Raw genomic sequence first — 21,075 nt, forward strand, 5'->3', positions numbered from 1 at the left:
AGAAAAAAGCGGGGGGACAGGCATGTCGATTGAGAAAGATGACATGACGACATATGTCGGCGACGACGACGCTGATAAACCGCAGAAAATCACGGACGAACTTCCACCTATCATCGGGTATCCCATGAAAGCCATTGCATTTGTCATGCGGCAAATAGTGATGGCTTGTGGCTTCTTGATGGCTTTCACGTTTGGTGCAGTCGTCGTGATCAGATATGGATTTAGCGGCGATCTTTTTGCCTATGAGGAATGGCTATTGGCCTTCTCCATCGTGGGCTTCTTCGCCGGAGCGGTTCTGGCATCTGCGCGGAACCTGCACATCAACGCAGACATCCTTGGCATCGTGATTCAAAACCCCCGGCTCATCTGGTGGCGCGGCTTCATTGTTTTGCTAGTTGAGCTTATCGTGATCCTCTTTCTGGTTTGGGCCTGCTATGTATCGCTGCTTGACGACTTCTCGTTCCCACGGTTGAGGTCGACACCGGTGTTGCGCATTCCGTTTGTCACCTGGCGTATCGCGATCATGTGCGCATTTGGCTTCATGGCGATGTTCACCGCGGCATATCTTTACGTGCATATCCGAAAGGGGCTCGGGCTTCCTTTGCGGTCCGAAACCCTTAAAGGAGCCGCGAAATGATTATCGGCGGAAGTCTTATTATTGTCTGTCTGATGCTCTTGCTGGGCGTCAGCGTCTATGTGGCGTTTGGAGCCGTTCTGATCTTTATTGCGCTGGTTGGGGATCAATCCATTACGGGTTACCTACCGACCGGTGCAACTGGGATCCGCTCTTTGGTGCTGTTGGCAATTCCTCTCTTCATGATTGCCGGAGGCATTATGGAGAAAGGCCGGATTGCGGCGCCGCTGGTGGCGCTGGCCGAGATGTTCATCGGTCACATCAAAGGCGGTCTGAACGCGGCATCCGTGCTGGCCTGTGGGGTATTCGGCTCGATTTCGGGCAGTGCGAATGCGACTCTGACCTGCATCGGCGGGATCATGATGCCGCACCTTAAGAAGGCGAATTATCCGAAAGGACAGTCCGCAGCGCTTATCGTGTCGGCAAGCCCTCTGGGCCTTTTGATCCCACCCAGTTCATCGCACATCCTTTATGGCTGGGTAGCACAACAACACGTACTAAAATGTTTCCTGTCTACGGTCATCCCCGCGATTATTCTGATCACGCTTCTGATCATTACCAACCAGTTCATGTTACGGAAGTATGACGATATAAAACTGTCTGATCGTCCCGATCCGTTTATGCCTGCTCTCTTGGGTCAGGGCCGTCTGGCCGGACCTGCGCTAATGATGCCGCTTATCATTCTTGGTGGTATTTATGGCGGTATCATGACCCCAACCGAGGCTGCCGGCATCGCGGTTTGCTATGCGATCCCGGTTGCGATCTACTTCTATCGCGGCTTGACTTGGAAAACCCTTGCGCAAACGATCCAGAACTCAGGCGTGACCATTGGTGTGGTAATGGTCATGATTTTTATGGTTCTGATCGTGTCGGACAACCTGATCTCGCAGGGCGCTCCGCAACTGGCCAAGGACATGGTTTACTCGGTTTCAGACAACCCAATCATCATCCTTTTGATGATCAACTTCGTGATGATCTTAATCGGGATGCTGATGGACGACATCTCAGGCTTGCTGTTGGCGACGCCGATCCTGCTGCCTATCGCCCAAAGTGTCGGAGTTGATCCGATTCATTTTGCCGCAATCATCGGCGTAAACCTTGGGATGGCCAACATAACCCCGCCCACAGCACCACTACTCTATCTTGGGGCTCAGATCTGCGACACGCCGGTGTCCAAGATGCTGTGGCCGACTCTGGTCTTCATAGTGTTCGCTTGGCTGCCGACGCTGATGTTGACCACGTTCATTCCTGAGCTTGCTCTGTGGCTGCCGGATCTGCTGCTCAGCCGATAAGAGAACCGGCCGTGAACAGTAAAATGCGCCCGAATTCCGGGCGCATTTTACGTTACCGGATGGTCATATGACCAACCTATTCCAAATCAATCATTCTGCATACTTTAGACCAAACGCGGCCGCGTTTGACTTACTGAACATACAACCAGGAATGCAGACCGATCAGCGACGCGGTTACAACGACCAAGCTCAAGAGGCTGAGCGCGTCTCTATATTCTTTTGCCATTGCTTTGATCCTAATCAGGAGCTTCATTTACCCCAAGTAATTATGAGGCCATTTTCGTTCTGACTACCAAGAATTCTCGCATACTCGCTTTGCAAATACTGCATACCAAGGCTGTGTCGCAAACTATAGAAAAGGTTGTAATCGACCTCACACGTGTCACATTTATCGTGTCAGGCGATCCCTTTGGAGGTTTGCTCTAGCCCCCAAACAGTCACCAGCATGAAAACCTTGGCTGAACTTGCCTTTTTCACCCACAGCAAAACCGATTGATGCTGTCACAACCGATTGGCCAGCTTCGAACGTTCGAAGAAGTCTGGGGAGTTGTCTTTATTCGGATGATTCACGACAGCCGCCCTCATCGCGTCAAGGCGGTCCTACTTCATTAGTGGCAAACAATCGTTGGTGAGACTGACGATAATTTAGCTGCCACCGATCTTCGCCTGGCTTGCGATTGTCGGGTTCAAGTCACCATCCTTCTCCGTTTCCGTTGAGATCGCGTACTTCGCCATAGTGTCATTTTGGGTTGAAAGATCTTATCTGGACGGCTTAGGAGGCCTGTTTCCATTTCGGAATCGTTAACTTGACCATGAATGTCGATGCATTCGTAAGGAGCCTTGATCTCGCCCGACCATCCGACACTCGCTAAGCTATGCCCGTGTTTAGAAACTCCACCTCGGCAAGCCGCGCAATCAAATCTTCTAAAAGAGTATCGGATGACCGAAGCAAGCCACCTTTTTTTAACATCGAAGATTGCCATGGCGGCACTCAAAAGCAAGATACTGGCAGTCCAAACGCCAGATAGCACAACACTTTGGAACACTGGCAGCGCGGGTAAATAGCAAATTGCGACATAACTTACCACGTTGCCCATGTCGGCCTTTTAAATTGAAGTATGTCGGGTTGGCCCCTGCAGCGAACTTCTGCTTTCCGCCCCGACAGCTGGGCGCTTTCAATTGCTCGCTCTTTTCCCTCGAACGTCCGCTTCCACGCTCTTACCAATTACTATTGGCGATCGCAGCTAATGAATGCGATTGCATAACTCCGGCCTGCGAAGTGAAGGCTTTGGAAACAAGACCCTTCCGCACGCTCAACCTGGCAATTTAAGCTGCCAGCCCTGATTGGGAGTTTAGATGTCAGTTTCGTTCGCGTTACTGCGCAAAACTACTGAGTTTGGCTGTCGCCGGTCTACATTTGGAAGGCAAAAACCGACAATTGCAGTGCGGCAACCAGCAAGGGATGGTCGCCGCATGAGCACCTCTTGTATTAGTTGTTCGCGGTAAGCGGGTCGATGATTTGTGGAACTTCGGTTATCTTTCCTACAGGAATGCCCGACAATTCAGAATGCTCTTGAATCTCGGCCTCACTTTCAGCCAGGTAAATGCAAAATGTCTTGTCTCCAGCAACATAGGAATGTTGCCATTGAATCGATGGACCAACGTCAGCAAGGGCCTTATTTGAAGCACGAGATGCGGCGCAAAGCTCGGTTAACGAAAAATCTCCGATGCCGGGTATGTCTCGTTCGATTACAAATCTCTTCAGCATTTCTATACCTCCGTTTTGCAGCGTAGAAAGATTGTGGCATTCAGACTTCGAAAATCCGAACTAAATTTTCTTTGCCGTACTAAAGAAAATCTGCCTCAGTAGTGCGGAATATTGCGCCATCGAAAGAAAATCTTTACTAAATACTCATGGCTACACATCTAAAGTCCCTTCAAGCCATCGAGGTAGCCCTTCGTACCGGTTCACTGAAAGCAGCCGCAAACGATCTGGGTATAACACCAGCCGCGGTTGGCCAGAGGATTCGTGCTCTGGAAGACTACCTTGGGACAGACTTATTGGTTCGTGGAAGATCCGGCTTGCACCCGACGCCCGAACTGGCGGAAGCACTGACAGATCTCCACACTGCTTTTTCAGCGCTTGAGCGCGTGTCCGCGACCCTCGATTTTCAGAGAGTAAGCGAGCTTCACATCGTCGCAGACCCGGATTGGTCAGAATTGTGGCTGGCTCCTCGGTTGCCGAAATTTCGCGAAGACCACCCGAACATTCTTTTCTGTATCAACGGCGCTGGCGACGTCCCGATGCGAATGGGAGCACCAGATATTCGTGTCGAATACGGCGATTATGCAAAAGGGGAGCCGCTTTTCACAGACTATCTTGTTCCTGTTTGCAGCCCGGACAACTTACGGAGAATAGCCGACTACGACGCCGAACACGAAATGGAGGGGATGCCACTTCTTCATTTGGAAGAAAACAGAAGTGAAGAGGACAGGCCGGGATTTCGTGAGTGGTTCCAAACGTTCGGAATGCGACGGACCGGTGCCGAACGAGGACCGTACTACAAGCGAGCAGAGATGGCCCTTGAAGCGGTCAAAAAGGACGTGGGGTTTCTCTTGTGCGGTATTTCTTTGATAAAAGGCGATCTGGAAAGTGGATTCTTGGTGCTTCCCTACCCAGCTGAGAAAGGATTAGCAGCACCAAAGCCATTTCGAATGCGCCTTCGCGAACAAACCTCGCAACGCCCTCAGCTTCGTCGATTTGTGGAGTGGGTCAAACGCGAGGCCAGAGACACCCAGGACTGGATTAATGGCTACAAGCACGAGACTTAGGTTTTGCAAGTCGAAGGCTAGTGGTTTTGCTGGCTCGTAGGTGACTCAAGTCTAACAGTCTTCGCGTGGCTCGCAGGTGTCTTCTATGGCGGGCGGCCAAGGGGCAAGGATGCTTGGAATTTGTCGTCTACTGCTAGCCGTTCAGTGGACTTTGCAAAGTCAGCTCTCTGCGCATTGCTTTAATTGGAGCATCGCGCTGCGTCGGTCAAAGTGGGCTCTTTGTAGACCTCGGTGCAGAATCAGCACAAGCCGCTGCCCCGTTTTCCACGACACATCCAACCGGCCCAAACCGGCCATTGAGCTTTGCCAACCGATGCTGCAACGCGGTCCGTCGAAGCTGCCGTTCGCTGCAAGCGCAAAATCAGAGACCGGCTAAACTCTACAGTTCGGACAATTGCAGAATTTCGGCTATCCTATTCGAAAGCGCTACCTCTCTGCGCTAAGGCCTCCTGCAAGTGCCTTGTAAAGGCGCGGGCAGAAGGTTTCGAATGACGACCACCTGCCAGCAATGCGTTCACATCAACAGTCCCGATTTTCCAATCCGACAGCAATTGAACGAGGGTTCCTGCCTCCAGCTCGTTTCTGCAACTCCAGTACGACGTGCTGATAACACCCATACCGGAAGCGGCGGCGGTGGTCGTGCTTTCGTTGACGGAGATCATCAGTTGACTTTCGACACGAATGGACTGGACCTTTCCATCCTTTTCAAAGCTCCAACCCGCCTTTCCAATACTTGATGGGCCGAGGACGATTTTATGATTCACCAAATCGGTGGGCTGCTTTGGGCTGCCAGCTTTTTCCAGATAAGACGGCGCTGCTACAACAACTCTGGGCGTTGCGCCCAACTTTCGCGCGACCATTGTTGAGTCGTCCAGCGGACCAAATCGGATGGCTACGTCGATAGCCTCGTCAATCAAGTTCTGCATCGAGTCGGTCAGAACAAGATCCACTTTCAGCTTGGGATGTTGGTCCAGAAATGGTGGCAGGGCGGGAATGATCTCTCTTTGCGCGAAGCTGGCTGGCGCGCCGACCCGCAGACGACCGCGCAGCTCGCCCGTGCCCCGCACAAAGTGGTTTGCTTCTTCAATGTCGGACAGGATCGACTCGATGCGCGTCAGGTATTCTTCCCCGGCTTCAGTCAGCCGGACGGCGTGGGTGGAGCGCACAAACAGCTGCACCCCGAGATCTGTTTCAAGGTTGGATATGATCCGGGAAACCGAAGGCTGGGACTTGCCGGTTTCTTTTCCCGCAGCGGTAAAGCTACCGGTGCGCGCAACTCGCGAGAACAAACGCAGCGTTGAGAAATTGTCGGACATTCACATTTCGAATAACTGTTAGGCTTTTTGGCAATCTACCCTTCAGTCCCCTTATGAGCAACATTTGAGTGCACCTGCGGCGACCCGCATATCCCACCGATCATTACTTGGAAACTGTAGGCGCAAAAGCTTTCGGAGAAGGAACATTCGAAATGGCAAACTCGTTGATGAGCAGACGGCATTTTCTTAGCACTTCACTTGCCGGGGCGACGCTTGCGTTGGCCCCAAAGGCGGTTACTGCCACAAGCATCAGCGTTGGTGAAAAGCAGATCGTTGCTCTCTCCGATGGTCACTTCGATATGCCTGCCAGCATGTTTCTGGGAACGCCTGACAGCGTGAAGGCGCAGATCGGTGATCCGGCTCGGATCGCCGCCAACACCTACGCGTATCGGGCTGGGAGCCGTACTATCCTGTTCGACGCGGGTGCAGGCACCAGTGAATTCATCACGAACGCCTTTCCAACAGTTGGCGAACTGCCAGGGGACCTCACATCAGCTGGTATCTCAGCAGAGGAGGTAACCGACATCGTGATCACGCACATGCATCCGGATCACGTTGGTGGTCTTGCCATCGGTGATCGGTTGGCATTTCCGGACGCTCAAATTCACATTGCCGCCGCCGAATGGAACTTCTGGAATGCCGTTGGTTTCGCAACCACCGCACCGAAACCGATGCAGCCTATGGTGGACAACGTTCAGTCGCTTTCGGATGTCATCAAAAGTAACGTCTTCCTCCATAGCGGATCAGCCAATCTGGGCGATGGCGTGAGTGTCTTGCCTGCGCCGGGTCACACGCCCGGTCATACAGCCATCGTTCTCGATGGTGGGCGCGAGCAGTTCATTGTTGTTGGAGACCTGACGGTTCATGAAGACGTGCATTTTGCCAATCCGAACTACGGGTGGGCATTGGACGTTGACGGTGAGCTGGCCGTGGCCACGCGGGTTTCCATGCTCGACATGATCGCCACCGATGGCCTGCTCATGGGAGCGGCACATGTCACGAAGCCCGGCTTGGGCCGCGTGGAGCGCAAAGGCTTCGGGTTCAATTTCCAACCCCTCTAACCCCAATCTTCAAAGGAACAGCAAATGACAACGTACTCCCAGCACACGGTAGACACGGCCCCGGAAGGGTCCAAACCTATCCTCTCTGCGATTAAAGGCAAAATGGGCTTTGTTCCAAATTTGATGGCCACGATGGCTGAATCCCCCGTTCTGGTCGAAAGCTACATGACCATGATGGGCATTTTCGAGAAGACTGATTTGACGCCAACCGAACGCGAAATCATTCTGATGACGAACAACCGTCTGAACGGCTGCACCTATTGCATGGCCGCACACACGGCGGTTTCGAAGATGGCTGGGGTGGATGACAGTGTTATCGAGGCATTGCGGGCGGGCGCTCCAATTGCGGACCCCAAACTCGAAGCGCTCCGCATCTTCGCCGAAACAATCAACGAAACACGTGGATGGGCCAGCGATGAGCAGGTCGATGCCCTTGTCGGAGCCGGGTATACAAAGCAGACCGTTCTGGAAGTCATTGCTGGGACCGCCCTCAAAGTCTTGTCCAACTATACGACTCATATAGTGAACCCGCCGCTCGACAAAGCTTTCGAGCCGATGGCATGGGACCCCAAATCCACCGTAGCGGTAGAGTAAGCAAGAATACCTCTCGCCACCCTGCTGTTCCGGAGTGTTCGGCTCGCCGGGGCGAACGTCTGCCGCCCAATCGAACTGACCCTATGTGACCGAATTTGCGTTGGACCAGCCAAGGGCACTGAACAAACCAGAAAGCTTAAAATAATGTCTCAGATAAGTGCAAACGCGGTAGTCCATGGGATGAATTGGCGCTACGCCACCAAGGCTTTTGACAGCTCGAAGAAGCTTACGCGGGAGGACCACGACGCCCTCTTGGCAACTCTTCGCCTCGCTCCTTCATCCTATGGTCTACAGCCATGGAAATTCGTTGTGATTGACGACCCTGAGATACGCAAAACCCTTGGTTCTTTCGTGCCAGCAAACAGATCCAAGATCGAAGACAGCGCGTTGTTCGTTGTGCTGGCCCGTCGCAAGGCCACATCGACAGAGGACGTGTCTCGCCATGTCGATCTGCTTCAAGTCGAACGTGGAGTATCCCCGGAAGTGCTGCATCCATTCCGAGAAATGGTGACAAAGAGCGTCGCAAGCAGAGAGGCTACGGCAGCGGACAATTGGAATGCGCGACAGGTTTACGTCGCCTTGGGATGTGCTGTTACTGCTGCTGCGATGCTCAAGGTCGACGCCTGCCCGATGGAGGGAGTCGATCCGCAAGGGTTTGACGAAACTCTTGGTTTAACGGGAACCCAGTTCACAACAACTGTCGGCATTGCATTCGGATACCGTGATGAAGGGGATCCGTTTGCGTCATTCCCGCGAACCCGTCGTCCTATTGATGATGTGATCAAAGTCGTTTGACACATCGTCACGCGCTGCCATCGAATTGGCTGCAACCAGAAGTTTCAGAAAGTGAGCGCCGCGCTGTTTGCGCGGCGCTCTTTCGTTGTGCAGGCCTAATTTTCCAAATGGAAGTCCGAATACAGATCATTCACTTTCTGAATAACCATTACACAATTTGGCCAGCTACCACCGTTTTCCCAACTGACCAATATTACCAACAGGCGGCACAAATGACCTCACGACCAGCCGCAGAACGCACCTAAGAAGTGGAAAACGCTATGACCCTCCAAGACCAACTCGACGGTTTCAAAGCCCAATTCAAAACCATGGCCCCAGAAGGCGCTTTTGAAGCCTTCGCCAAATCGACCCAAGAACTAATCGACAGCGGCCAGGCCGAAAGCGCTCTGAAAGCCGGCGAAACTATGCCTGATTTCGTGTTGACGGACTCGGACCGCAAAGAAGTCTCTCTGAAAGACCTGCTTGCCGAAGGCCCGGTCGTTATGACCTTCTATCGCGGTGTCTGGTGCCCGTATTGCAACATCGAGCTGAAAGCGCTTGAAGAAGTTGCAGCGGAAATTCGTGCGCGCGGAGCGACGCTGGTTGCAATTTCCATGCAAGGGGCTGCTGACAGCCGGAAGTCCCAGAAAGACAACGCACTAAGCTTTCCGATTTTGACAGACAAAAACGGCGAGTTGGCCGCAAAACTCGGCATCCGTTGGACACTGCAAGATTACGTCATCCCAGTTCACGACGGCTTTGGCGTCCACCTGCCGCGCATCCATGGCGATGGTCAGTGGAACCTTCCTATGCCTGCACGTTATGTCGTCGATACCGATGGCAACATTGCCTATGCGGAAGTGAACCCCGACTACACCCGCCGTCCTGAACCTGCGGACCTGTTTCCTGTTCTCGACAGTCTGGCAGCAACAACCACCGCCTAAATTGGTCGCGCGTCTCGCGTAATGAGCCGCGCGCCACTCAACCTCATCGAGTTTCCCGCGCAAGTACTGGCCAATGAGCCACCGCAGGCAACTCTACCGGACCTCGAAAGGACCAAGAAAATGAAGGGTAAACTTATTCTCCCGTATATCATGTCGAACATGCTGTCAGGGGTCGGCTCGGCCGTCATGTTCTACCTGTCAGGCTTCGATCCAATCTGGATCGGGACATTCTTTGCGACGTTCACCATGCCGTTCTTCCTGATGGTGCTGGCTGGCGCGTTGGGTATTTCCCGGACCTCTAAGAACCTGCCTGTCATCCAACTGATCAACCTGGCCGCGGTGGCTTGGGTGGTCTACCAAATCAGTGCGCGCGGTGGCTTCACGGCCACCAGCGAATACGTGGCCGTGGGACTGGCGCTGTACGGTGCCATCACCATGCAATGGTATATCCACATATTTTCGAACTATGGCCGCAAGCCAAGCGCTGCCATCGTTAAAGGTGAAGCGCTGCCCGATCTGCCGCTACAACGTCTGGATGAAACCAACATAACATCCGCGGCCTTCGCGGGTGAAAAAGCCCTGCTGGTGTTCTTCCGAGCCAATTGGTGCCCATTCTGCATGAACCAGCTCAAAGAGGTGAAAGCAAAGGCTGATCAACTGGCGAAGGCAGGTGTAAAGGTGAAGTTCATCTCAAATCAGGGCGTCAAGAACTCTACGAAGCTCGCCAAGGACCTGGATCTGCCTGCGCATTTCGAGATTTTCCAGGACAACGATCTGGCCGCAGCCAGGATCCTGGGTATCGAAGATTTAGGTGGCGCTCCTTCTGGTATGCCGGGCTACCCCATCGATACCGTAAAAGCGACTGTCATTGCACTTGATGAAGCCGGCAATGTGATATTCGGTGATGAGACGGACAACTACCGCATTCGCCCTCATCCCGACACGTTCCTGCATGTCTTCGAACCACGAGGCAGCGTTCGGACCTTTTCAGCAGCGTAATTGTCACAATCTGTCGAAACCAAGTGCCGCGCGCTCCCGCGCGGTACTTAAATCGTCCATAAGGTCTCGAGGCAATGGTCCATAGTGGCAGACGTTCCCCCAATTTGCAGCAATGGTAAAAGAGGGTTTAATACTGACGTCGGTGCGATTGAGGCGTCTCTTCGACTGCCCCGCTTCGCTCAGTTGTGGACGGCCCTTAGCCGCCGTTCATCGCTTGGAGGTAATGCTGTGATGCGGTCCGTCGAAGCTGCCTTTCGCTGCAAATGCAAAATCTCGAAGTCTTCGAGTTCACCTGATGTGGAAAAAGCCAACCTTAGGTCCGATCCAAGAAACTGGAGATTCCGATCCTAAGGCTGACATTCGTCCAATTGTCGCAAGTCGATTTAAGTCGATTTTCCCTCCGATCAGTTTTCTTATTGTAGAACAATCCTATTCAGCTTTGCTCGTTTCCTGTTTCATCTATCCCAATTGCATAAGGGTTGGCACTCACCCTTGCCAACATCTTTAGTACTTCGGCTTTCCAGCCCGCTTTGATCTTTAAAGCAAGTTGAGACGGTGGTCGGTGATCGGGCTCAAGAAGCGCGTACTCATATCTGAGCGGTTTCTTGAAGGGCACAAACGCGACTTTTCCGTTGGACAGGTTTAGTTCTCGTTCAGTCGCTACGGTTAAGGGATCCACGATCGAGTAACACTGACCTGAGCTCACAAATGGTATCAAGGGTAGAAAGTACTGACAGGTCACTGTTGGGTTGTAGTCAGCTGAAACATCTTGAAACTCTTGTCGAATTTTGCGCTGGAACGGGTGTGTAGCATGCAATCCACCCATAGGCACCCCGTCGAGATCGAAAATGGATACGGTCCTGCTTGAAGCAAGGGGGCTGTCACGGTCAACGGCGCAAAAGCAATCTGCCCGGATCAGTTCTGTTGAATACTGAGGCTCTTTCCCGGCGGAATGTTCGAAGTCTGCGAAGCCGAAATCAATATTCTGCGTGCCCGCGAGCTCCATAATCTGAGGCGAACTGCGCGTAGATAATGTTATGCGTATCTCAGGGTTCTCGCCGACGGATTGGCTAATGTAGCGAGGGAACAAGAAGGCGGACGGCCCTGGCATAGTGGCAATGTTGAGGCTGCCGGAATGTCCTTTGATCAGGCCCTCCATTGTGCTGGAAATCGTTGCTAGCCGGTCCAGAATACCTGTTGTTTCGGCCAACAGGTAATGCGCTTCGGGAACCGGGATCAATCGCCGTCCCTTACGCTCGAATAGTGTCAGGCCAAGGGTCTTTTCAAGGTTCTTCAAGGCCAAACTGATCGCAGGCTGGGTGCGGTTCAGTTTTTTGGCGGTTTGAGAGATAGAGCCGGTCTCCATCACCTCGCGAAAAACGGTCAACTGCATAAGGTTCATGGTCAATATATAAATAAAACCTTAGTTTTGTGAAATATTACAAATTTGTATTTATTAAATTTGCTACTACGCTTGCAGGATCGAAATTCGGCCCAACCGAATCCGACGATCCAAAAAGGGAGATGATGATGAAATTTGTGAAATGTTTGACGGGACTGGCTCTGGCAGGAGCGCTTGCCGCCCCTGCGCTGGCGCAAGACCCAACTTTTTTCCGCATCGGCACGGGCGGCGCAGGCGGAACTTACTTCCCCATCGGCGGCACTATCGCAAATGGAATCTCCGCCCCTCCGGGTTCGCGCCCCTGCGAAGAAGGCGGCCAGTGCGGCGTACCGGGCCTGATTGCTATCGCTCAATCCACCACCGCGTCGGTGTTCAACAACGCCGCCGTTCAGAACGGAGAGCTTGAGGCCGGCCTGGCCGCAGCTGACGTCACCCGCTCGATGTATCTGGGTGAGGGCAAGTTCGAGGGCAAACCTCACCCCAATCTTCGCATCGTGGCCAACCTGTTCCCCGAAGACCTCCACTTGGTTCTGCCTGCCGGTGAGACAATCAACGATCTGAGCGATCTTGAAGGCAAGCGCGTCGGCATCGCGCAAGCCGGTTCCGGTACACAGGTTGCCGTGCTGCAAATGCTGGATGCTTGGGGCGTCAACCGTGACAACATGGATGAGGCCGAACTGAACAACAGCCAAAGCGCCGAGCGTCTGGCTGACGGTCAGTTGGATGCTTATTTCTACGCTGCAGGCTGGCCTGTTGCCGCGATGGTGCAGCTGTCGTCAACCAAGGGAATGAACCTGCACTCCTTCAGCGACGAGGACATGGCGAAGATCAACGAGATTATCCCGGCATACATCCCCTCGACCATCCCAGGTGGCGTTTATGACGGTATCGACGGTGAAACCAAGACCCCGGCGGTCAGTGCAATGCTGGTTGTTTCTTCGGAATTGTCTGACGAACTGGTCTACGGCCTGACCAAGGCGCTGTGGAACGACAATACCCGCAAGCTGCTGGACAATGGTCACGCCAAAGGCAAGCAGATCACTCCCGATACGGCGCTGGATGGTGTCGAGGCGCTGGGTGTGCCTCTGCATCCTGGAGCCGAGAAATTCTATAAAGAAGCCGGTCTGCTTCAGTAATCGTAGCTTACTGACACTTGTCGTCGGTGCCCCTGCTCGGGGCACCGCACTCTGGAATTATGCGAAATCGGGGGGCCATCATGTCCGAGACCCAGAAACTTGATGACCACGAACTGACGGCCGAGGAACTGGCCGCCATCGAAGAACAGTTCGACGAAGGCGCCGCCGTACGGCAAGTCACGCCCACCGCAGGCAAGGTACTGCGGGTTGTTGCCCTGATCCTTGCGTTCTACGAATTCTTCACAGCCGGTTTCGGCCTGCCAGCCGACCATTGGCACATGGGTATCTATCTGGCGCTGCTATTCATTCTGGTCTACGCGACAATTCCGATATTTGGTTCCAAAAACCTCTATGCGCTCAAGGTCAGCCGGTTCCGTATCGGCAACATCCCTCTGTACGACTTGGTCTTCATGGCGCTGGGGATCATTGCAGCGCTGTATGTTGGGGTCGCCTGGCGCGGCATTCCGTTTCTGGGGATCGAGGAACAGACATTCCGAATGGGCAACCCGAACACTTTTGACGTGGTTTTGGGCGTAGTAATCATCCTGTTGGTTCTGGACATCGCCCGCCGCACGCTGGGTTGGGTGCTGCCACTGATCATTTGTGTGTTTATCTCATACGCTCTGTTGGGTCCGTACTTTCCCGGCTTGCTGCAGCATCCAGGTGTGAACTTCAAAACCTTCGTGTCGTCGATGTATTTCCCGCAGGAAGGCATCTATGGCGTCACCCTCTGGGTCGTCTCGACCATCGTGTTCCATTTCGTCCTATTCGGCGTGATCGCGCAGCGCACCGGATTGGGGCAACTCTTCATCGACAACGCAACCATTTTGGCGGGCCGCTATACCGGCGGGCCGGCAAAAGTGTCGGTGGTATCCTCGGCGTTCTTCGGCACGATCTCGGGCTCTTCGGTGGCCAACACCGTTTCGACCGGCGCGCTGACCATTCCCAACATGAAGCGCCTTGGGTACCCCGGCCATTTTGCGGGCGGCGTCGAAGCCGCATCGTCAGCCGGAGGGCAAATCACGCCGCCGATCATGGGGGCAGCGGCCTTCATCATGGCCGAGTTCCTTGAGGTGCCCTATACCACCATCGTCATCGCCGCGATCTTCCCCGCGATCCTTCACTATGTCGGCGTCTTTGCCGTGGTGCACCTGATGGCACGCAAGCTGAACCTGCAAGGCTTGGCGAAAGAGCAGCTGCCGCAGCTCAAGGCCGTCTGGGCTGAAGGTTGGGCCAACATTGTACCTCTGATCGGTCTACTGGTCGTGCTGTTCACAGGATATACGCCGTTCATGTCCGCCTTCTGCGGCATTTCTCTGGCGGTGATCGCTGGCATGTCGCGCATCAAACAACCGCCCACGCTGATCTATGCCGCGGCGTTTCTGGCCTTTGTGCTATGGAAATTCTCGGATGGTGGGTTCGATCTGACGATGACAGCGATCCTGTGTGCCTTGTCGGTGATCGCCACGCTGAACCCGCAGAAACGCATCGAAGTACCCGAGATGCTGCAAGCGGTTGAGTTGGGCGTGAAATACTCGCTGGCCGTAGGGGCTGCAGCCGCTGCGGTCGGTATCGTGGTCGGCGTGATCAACACAACTGGGATCGGTTTCCGCATCGGATTCATGGTGACACAAGGCGCGGGCAATCTGGCGGCGGACCTGTATAACATGATCTCGTTCGGCAGCTGGCAGTTGTTTGCGATGGAAGACCTGCAACTGTTTATCTCGCTGGTCTTCATTGCCATCGTTTGCATCCTGATGGGCGCAGGCATCCCAACCACTGCGCTTTACATCATGCTGGTCTCGGTCGCACAGCCCGCGCTGGCGCAGCTGGGTGTCCCGCCGATCGCAAGCCACCTGTTCGTTCTTTATTACGGAGTCGTGTCCGAGATCACACCTCCGGTCTGCACCTCGGCTTATGCGGCAGCAGCCATTGCAAACTCGAACCCGTTCCGAACAGGCCTGTCCGCCTTTACGCTAGGATTGGGTAAGGTGATCGCGCCAATGGCCTTCGTCTATGCGCCGGTCCTATTGTTCGTGTCCTCAACAGGGTTCAACCTGTGGGAATTCACCTATACCGCCACTAGCTGCATCGCCGGGGTCATCGCCCTGTCCGCAGCCGTGGTCGGATACTGGTTGAAACCGCTGAACTTCGCATCGCGTATCCTGATGGCCATCGCGGGGGTTATCTTTGTCGCACCCAGCCTTACGGCTGACTTGATCGCGCTGGCTGTGGCCTCGCCGGTCATTGTCACCCAACTGATCGGCCGCAACCGCAGTCATTCTCCGGCCTGATACGATGGCAGAACAAGTCACTATCATCGGCGCCGGGATCGTCGGTATCTGTTGCGCCCTGTCGCTGCAAGACCGAGGCATCCCGGTTCGGCTAATCGACCGGGGTGAGCCGGGGCAAGAAACCTCGTTCGGCAATGCAGGTGTGGTATCGCCCTGGTCGATCATTCCGCAGGCAGTTCCGGGCATTTGGAAAAAGCTGCCCCAGATGCTATTGGACCCTAAAAGCGCGCTTTCAGTCCGGGCGTCCTTCTGGCCGAAGATGATCCCTTGGGGGCTGCGCTTTCTAGGGAAGTCTGGTGAAAAGACGGTTCGTGAAGTCTCGGATGCGATGGAGATTTTGTGTCGCCCGTCCATTGATCTGTATCGTCGGCACCTACAGGGCACCGGGCATGATGCGTTGATCGCGGACAGTTACTATATCCACGCGTTCCGCAATCCTGAACAGGCCAACCTGAATGATCTTGGCTATCTGATCCGCCGGGAAAAAGGCGGTGAATTGGAGCGTGTCGATGGCGTCGAATTGCGGCGCCTGGAACCGGCGCTGTCAAAGGACCTCAAGGCTGCGATTGTGATCAAAGGTCAGGCTCGCGCAACGTCTCCCGGGCGTTTGGGCGCTGTATTGGCCGAAAAAGCACTTGCGCAAGGGGCTGAGTTTTTGCGGTCCGAAGTCATCAAGCTGAGCCACAGCGAAGACGGGATTTGGCAGCTTGCCACGTCACATGACACGCTGCACGCGCGCAATATTGTCCTCGCGGCCGGAGTGTGGTCTGCCGACTTGCTCAAACCCCTTGGCATACCAGTACCGTTGGTGGCCGAGCGGGGTTACCACGTTGAATTTCCAGCCCCTTCAGCTGTGCTGAACAACTCTGTCATGGATGTGGACGCAAAGGTCGTCGCAAGTTCAATGCAGGGCGGTCTGAGGGTTGCTGGCACAGCCGAGTTTGGCAGTGTCGATGCGCCAGCCGATCCGCGAAAGGAAAAGATACTCACCGATCAGGCAAAGTCTTTGGTGCCGGACCTCAATACTGGCGAGGCAAAGTTCTGGATGGGTCAGCGCCCCTCTTTTCCCGATAGTCTGCCAGCGATTGGGCCGCTGAACGGAAAGCACGGGCTTTTTACCGCGTTCGGCCATTCTCATTACGGGCTGATGATGGCGCCAAAGACCGGAGAGCTTGTGGCGGATTTGGTTTCGGGACGCAGCCCGAATATCAACCTGGATTCATTCTCGCTGGCCCGTTTCTAAATCCCCTATTCGAAAGGATCTGAGCACCATGCCAATTTATGAAGGCGGCCAAAACATCTGCGGGGCTTCGATCGGAGTTCTTTGCCTTGAAAGCTATTTCCCCAAACCGCCCGGGCATATCAAGAATCCGTCTAGCCTTCCGTTTCCCGTTCTTTACGAAATGATCGACGGCATCACCGTCCCGACCCTGCTAAACAACCCGACGCCTGAGCTGCTGGCGCCCTTTATTAAGGGCGCACAACGGCTCGAGGCCGAAGGGGTTCGGGCAATCACGGGAAGCTGCGGATTTCTGGCTTTGTTTCAAAAGGAGTTGGCTGCGGCTGTTTCCGTACCTGTCTTTGCATCCAGCTTGATACAGATTCCTCTGGCCTTTCACATGACTGGGGCGAATGCCCCGGTGGGCGTGTTGACCGCAGATGCATCTGCTCTGACGCCGAAGCATTTCGAGGGTGTCGGTGCGGCGGACATTCCCGTCGCGGTGCAAGGATTGGAAGACACCAGCGAATTCGCCGAGGTGATCCTGCAAAACACGCGCACCCGCATGGACACCGCTCTAATTGAGGCTGAAGTCCTTGAGGCGGCGCGGCGACTTCAACACCAAGCGCCTGACATACGGTCACTGGTGTTGGAATGCACCGATTTGCCGCCTTATGCGGCGCGCCTTCAGGACGAGTTGCAGCTTCCGGTCTTCGATTTGACGACACTGGCGCAGATGGCGCACACCGTTGCGACACGCAAATCCTATGTTGGCATCATGCCTTGGACCTAGAGGGACAGCAGTATAGCGCGGGGCTTGGAGGGTTTAAGTGTCCGTTCACCTGACCATCCTGATGTTTGCCATCGGCCTCGGCGCAATGCTGCAAGTCTGCGTCGGCATCGGTTTCAGCATCCTTGCCGGACCACCAATGATGATCCTGCTTGGTACATCGACAGCCGTTCCAGTACTACTGCTATTGAACACCGTCATTTCAGCGGTCGCGGCAGACCGGCAGGTGCTGAAGGTCGACCGTCAGACCATTCGCACAGCCATCATCGGATGCCTCGTCGGAGTGGTCGCGGGCCTTGTCGTACACCCTTGGCAGAGCGAGGCTTTTATCCTTGGCCTCACGGCCAGCCTATTGCTGATCGGGCTAGTGACGACCTTGCTGCCCTTGCGTCGTACAATTGGAACAGCAGGGTATTCGACCGTTTCCGGCTTGTCCGGACTGGCAACTGTTTTGGGCAGCGACACCCGGCCCGCTAATGGTTTTCAGGCTGATTGCGAAAGGCCACCCAGCCGAAGAGGTTGCCAGGCTGGTTCAACCCGTTGCGCTGCTGGCGTACGGAATCGCCTTCCTGTTGCACAGCCTGTCCGAGATGCAAGCCTTTGCCTATGGCCCGCAGCTATGGGGCTTTGTCGTGCTCACACTGATCGGCAGCCTTTTGGGTCGTGCAGTTGGGTCCCATTTACCGAAGACCTTGGTCACAACGGCTATCCGCGTGGTTTCCCTGATAGCTTGCGGCGTTCTCTTTCATCGCTCATTTACGGTTGTGTGAAATCAAAGGGCAGACGATGACACAATACAACAAGCTGGACAGATTTCCTCGTGCCCACTTCGTGTCAGGTCCAACTCCTTTGGAGCGGTTGGACAGATTGTCTTCGGAATTAGGCATCGACCTTTGGTTGAAACGCGATGACCTAACCGGGCTAGGGTTTGGCGGAAACAAAACGCGGCAGCTTGAGTTCTACTTTGGTGATGCCCTTCAGAAAGGTGCGGATACCATTCTAATCACCGGCAAAGTTCAGTCAAGCTTTGCTCGGTCTGTTGCAGCCACCACAGCAAAACTGGGCATACAATCCGTCCTGCAACTGGAAGAGCGTGTGTCGGATATGGGCGAGTCGTACTACAGCTCTGGGAATGTGCTGTTGGCACAAATTCTAGGTGCCGAACACATGATCTACCCCAAGGGTGAGGACGAAGTCGGTGCGGACGCTGCGTTGCACGCTCGCGCCGACGAGCTGAAGGCTGAAGGGCGCACACCTTATGTCATTCATCTGGGACTAAACCATCCGCCTTTGGGTGCTTTGGGCTACGTCGTCGCTGGACAAGAATTGTGTTATCAGATGCCTGATATCGATGCGGTTGTTGTACCCTCAGGCAGTGGAGCCACACATGGAGGCTTGTTGACTGGAATAGCCTTGGAGGAAAATACCGCTTCTGTGTTTGGCGTTTGCGTACGACGGAGTAGCGACAATCAAATGGTCCGCATGAACGTCGTTCTGCAGAAACTGGCGGATTTGTTGGATATCGACGCAGCGCCTTTGCATAACAGGGGTAACATTATGGATGAAGCGCTGCCTCCCGGCTACGGGAAACTCGGTAGCGGGACGCGGGCTGCATTGGAAAAGATGGCTCGCAGCGAAGGAATATTCCTTGATCCCGTCTATTCCGCGAAGACTTTCTCTGGATTGTTGCATTTGGTAAACGCAGGTAAAATTCGACCCGGGCAGAAAGTTGTCATGGTGCACACGGGTGGGTTGCCTGCACTCTTTGGGTACCAAAACGAATTGGTAGACAACCAATCCTAGCTCCACTCAAACCACTACAGAACACACTAACAGGAAGCACTCGAAATATGACCATTACCCGGATCGAAACCGGCCAACGCATGAGCCGGATCGTCAAACACAATTGCGTTGCCTATCTTTGCGGCCAAACATCGGACGCATCTACTGTAGCTGAACAAACACGCGACATTTTAACTAAGATTGAAGACCTTTTGACAAAAGCAGGCAGCGACAAGACCCGTATTCTGAAATGCGAAATATGGCTTGCTGACATGGCAGATTTTGCTGAGATGAATGCCGTTTGGGACGCATGGGTGCCCGAAGGCCACGCTCCGGCCCGCGCCTGCGGAGAGTCTAAACTTGCCCGTAGTGTTTTGAAGGTTGAAATGATTGTGACGGCAGCCTGTGATTGAACCGCTACCGGGAGTTTTCGCAAGATCGGCGAAGCGGTATTCTAGGTATAGCAGGCATAAGTCCTTATTTAATGCGTCGTTTCTCGCGAAAAAGTGCTACTGGTTCTTAATTTGCGGTCCCATTGGCACAACCGACGGGCGAAACACTCTCGTTGAACTTATAAAAGAAAGGCTCTTCATCCTGCGCACCAAATCTTCAATGGCGATCTCCGGCGGCAGCCTACGCTCGATGCCGCTCTTGCAGGCAACTAAGCCTTTAGCAGCCAATTTCGACTCACAAATGCGTGGCACTAAATGCACACTCTGAAGATCAGGAGTGGATTTTACAGCCGATGCAACTAATATCCTTGGTCCGCCCTAAACGACACTTTCAGCACTCATCTCCTGAGTCGGCTTTGGGGCTCACAGCTGACCTCGGAGGCAGCGCAACAACCCTCTGATATGATGCCTCGTCAACGTCGGGTTGTCGCTTTGGGAGGGCATGGCAGATCGGAGGATCAGTCATGGAAACACCAAACTTACCAGCCATTCGCGCGCTTCGCCCAGCTTGGAACAAAGGACGTATCGTTGGCTAGAAAAGACCGCTGAAGCCAAAGCACGTCTGGGCGATCCGAGTTCGACTTGAACTGGCCGAGAACCATCGCGACCTCGCGCTGTTCAATATGGCAATCGACAGTAAACTTCGCGGCTGTGATCTTGTGAGGATGAAGGTCGTCGACATGATGGCATCGGGACAGATCAAAGAGCGCGCCTTCGTCCTGCAAAGCAAAACTCAGAAACCAGTCCGCTTCGAGATTTCCGAGCGTACAAGTGCATCAGTCGAAAAGTGGATGGAGGATGAACTCATGGTCGGCTCGGAGTATCTTTAGCCTATGCGTCTGCTGCGCCTTGCAGATCAGGTATTGCCTATGATCGAGGCCACGCAAACAGAATTTGCAGGGCTTCGCGAAGGGCGGCTGGGCCGCCTGCACATCGCAATCGAATGCCACGCCTGTTTCGAATGGCTGTTCCCCGTTTTGGATGTGTTCCGAGAGTCGTGGCCGGATGTGGACTTGGATATCCTACCGGGCTTGGGGTTCAACGCGCTCCCCGCGTTGCAAAAAGAAGAGGTCGATCTGGTCGTGTCCTCTGACCCAGAGGATATTCCCGGCATCGAGTTCATCAAGCTGTTCGACTATTCCCCCATGTTTGTGGCGTCCAGCAGTCATCCTTTGGCCGACAAGCCCTTCATTGAGGCTGCAGATCTGGCAGATCAAACTTTGATCACCTATCCGGTTGAGCGCCAACGACTGGACGTATTCAACCACCTGCTCAACCCGGCCAAAATTGAGCCCGCGCATGTAAGGCAAGTCGAATTAACGGCGGTCATAATGTTGTTGGTCGCATCCACGCGTGGGGTCACGGTTTTACCGGATTGGGTCTTAAAAACGGCGGGCGGGTCTAAGGAGTATGCCGCAAGACCCCTGACCAAGGATGGCATAGAACTCCAACTCTACGCCGCTGTCCGCAACGATGAAACGTCCAATGAATTCGTATCGGACTTCATTCATCTTGCACAGGAAGAGGCGCAAAAACTGCGCCTCTGAATGATAG

At 54.2% G+C, this 21,075-nt stretch carries 19 protein-coding genes and 1 pseudogene; 17 read left to right on the forward strand and 3 right to left on the reverse strand.

Annotation, left to right across the window (positions count from 1 at the left end; translation table 11 throughout):
• Positions 1–22: 22 nt before the first annotated feature.
• Positions 23–637 (forward strand): TRAP transporter small permease, encoded by a 615-nt coding sequence (locus ACR0EV_RS06150; protein ID WP_480799274.1) that lies wholly within the window; start codon positions 23–25, stop codon positions 635–637.
• Entirely contained in the window at positions 634–1,926 is a 1,293-nt protein-coding gene (locus tag ACR0EV_RS06155; RefSeq protein WP_475197110.1) for a TRAP transporter large permease, read from the forward strand. The genes ACR0EV_RS06150 and ACR0EV_RS06155 overlap by 4 nt, the downstream gene beginning before the upstream one ends.
• 1,489 nt (positions 1,927–3,415) lie before the next feature.
• On the opposite strand, the gene ACR0EV_RS06160 is transcribed toward ACR0EV_RS06155, so the two are convergent.
• The gene (locus ACR0EV_RS06160; protein WP_480799275.1) at positions 3,416–3,694 is read right to left on the reverse strand and encodes a DUF4242 domain-containing protein; all 279 of its coding nucleotides are present in this window, start codon (positions 3,692–3,694) and stop codon (positions 3,416–3,418) included.
• A gap of 146 nt (positions 3,695–3,840) precedes the next feature.
• On the opposite strand from ACR0EV_RS06160, the gene ACR0EV_RS06165 reads away from it, so the two are divergent.
• Complete coding sequence (locus ACR0EV_RS06165) at positions 3,841–4,758, forward strand: LysR substrate-binding domain-containing protein (RefSeq protein ID WP_480799276.1); 918 nt, start codon at positions 3,841–3,843, stop codon at positions 4,756–4,758.
• Between the two features lie 413 nt (positions 4,759–5,171).
• Here ACR0EV_RS06165 and ACR0EV_RS06170 read toward each other — a convergent pair whose 3' ends face one another.
• Positions 5,172–6,074, reverse strand: coding sequence for a LysR substrate-binding domain-containing protein (locus tag ACR0EV_RS06170; RefSeq protein WP_480799277.1), 903 nt, complete (start codon positions 6,072–6,074; stop codon positions 5,172–5,174).
• A gap of 152 nt (positions 6,075–6,226) precedes the next feature.
• On the opposite strand from ACR0EV_RS06170, the gene ACR0EV_RS06175 reads away from it, so the two are divergent.
• From ACR0EV_RS06175 to ACR0EV_RS06195, 5 genes are all read left to right on the forward strand, one after another.
• Positions 6,227–7,135, forward strand: coding sequence for an MBL fold metallo-hydrolase (locus tag ACR0EV_RS06175; protein ID WP_480799278.1), 909 nt, complete (start codon positions 6,227–6,229; stop codon positions 7,133–7,135).
• Positions 7,136–7,159: 24 nt separating this feature from the next.
• Positions 7,160–7,729 (forward strand): carboxymuconolactone decarboxylase family protein, encoded by a 570-nt coding sequence (locus ACR0EV_RS06180; RefSeq protein ID WP_480799279.1) that lies wholly within the window; start codon positions 7,160–7,162, stop codon positions 7,727–7,729.
• Positions 7,730–7,909: 180 nt separating this feature from the next.
• Positions 7,910–8,524, forward strand: a complete 615-nt coding sequence (locus tag ACR0EV_RS06185) for an NAD(P)H-dependent oxidoreductase (RefSeq protein ID WP_480799578.1) — start codon at positions 7,910–7,912, stop codon at positions 8,522–8,524.
• A gap of 260 nt (positions 8,525–8,784) precedes the next feature.
• Positions 8,785–9,447 carry a peroxiredoxin-like family protein gene (locus tag ACR0EV_RS06190; RefSeq protein ID WP_480799280.1) on the forward strand — a complete coding sequence of 221 codons (663 nt, stop codon included), beginning with the start codon at positions 8,785–8,787 and terminating at the stop codon, positions 9,445–9,447.
• 120 nt (positions 9,448–9,567) lie between these two features.
• Positions 9,568–10,446, forward strand: coding sequence for a peroxiredoxin family protein (locus ACR0EV_RS06195; RefSeq protein ID WP_480799281.1), 879 nt, complete (start codon positions 9,568–9,570; stop codon positions 10,444–10,446).
• Between the two features lie 433 nt (positions 10,447–10,879).
• Here the strand turns inward: ACR0EV_RS06195 and ACR0EV_RS06200 are convergent, their stop codons facing one another.
• Entirely contained in the window at positions 10,880–11,848 is a 969-nt protein-coding gene (locus ACR0EV_RS06200; RefSeq protein ID WP_480799579.1) for a LysR family transcriptional regulator, read from the reverse strand.
• 128 nt (positions 11,849–11,976) lie between these two features.
• Between ACR0EV_RS06200 and ACR0EV_RS06205 the strand changes: the two genes are divergently transcribed.
• The 9 genes and pseudogenes from ACR0EV_RS06205 (at position 11,977) to ACR0EV_RS06245 (ending at position 21,068) form a co-directional block, all read left to right on the forward strand.
• Positions 11,977–12,984, forward strand: coding sequence for a TAXI family TRAP transporter solute-binding subunit (locus ACR0EV_RS06205; protein WP_480799282.1), 1,008 nt, complete (start codon positions 11,977–11,979; stop codon positions 12,982–12,984).
• 80 nt (positions 12,985–13,064) lie between these two features.
• Entirely contained in the window at positions 13,065–15,278 is a 2,214-nt protein-coding gene (locus tag ACR0EV_RS06210; protein WP_480799283.1) for a TRAP transporter permease, read from the forward strand.
• A 4-nt stretch (positions 15,279–15,282) separates the two neighbouring features.
• Complete coding sequence (locus tag ACR0EV_RS06215) at positions 15,283–16,521, forward strand: NAD(P)/FAD-dependent oxidoreductase (protein ID WP_480799284.1); 1,239 nt, start codon at positions 15,283–15,285, stop codon at positions 16,519–16,521.
• A gap of 28 nt (positions 16,522–16,549) precedes the next feature.
• Positions 16,550–17,290 carry an aspartate/glutamate racemase family protein gene (locus tag ACR0EV_RS06220; RefSeq protein WP_480799285.1) on the forward strand — a complete coding sequence of 247 codons (741 nt, stop codon included), beginning with the start codon at positions 16,550–16,552 and terminating at the stop codon, positions 17,288–17,290.
• Positions 17,291–17,763: 473 nt separating this feature from the next.
• The gene (locus ACR0EV_RS06225; RefSeq protein ID WP_480799286.1) at positions 17,764–18,057 is read left to right on the forward strand and encodes a hypothetical protein; all 294 of its coding nucleotides are present in this window, start codon (positions 17,764–17,766) and stop codon (positions 18,055–18,057) included.
• A 16-nt stretch (positions 18,058–18,073) separates the two neighbouring features.
• The gene (locus tag ACR0EV_RS06230) at positions 18,074–19,090 is read left to right on the forward strand and encodes a D-cysteine desulfhydrase family protein (RefSeq protein WP_480799287.1); all 1,017 of its coding nucleotides are present in this window, start codon (positions 18,074–18,076) and stop codon (positions 19,088–19,090) included.
• 47 nt (positions 19,091–19,137) lie between these two features.
• Entirely contained in the window at positions 19,138–19,482 is a 345-nt protein-coding gene (locus tag ACR0EV_RS06235) for a RidA family protein (RefSeq protein ID WP_480799288.1), read from the forward strand.
• A gap of 503 nt (positions 19,483–19,985) precedes the next feature.
• Positions 19,986–20,348 (forward strand): annotated as a pseudogene (locus ACR0EV_RS06240) (site-specific integrase); the annotation flags it as partial.
• Positions 20,349–20,354: 6 nt separating this feature from the next.
• Positions 20,355–21,068 (forward strand): LysR substrate-binding domain-containing protein, encoded by a 714-nt coding sequence (locus ACR0EV_RS06245; protein ID WP_480799289.1) that lies wholly within the window; start codon positions 20,355–20,357, stop codon positions 21,066–21,068.
• The last annotated feature ends 7 nt before the right edge of the window (positions 21,069–21,075 follow it).

The sequence above is a fragment of the Ruegeria sp. CF8 genome (genome assembly GCF_056537285.1).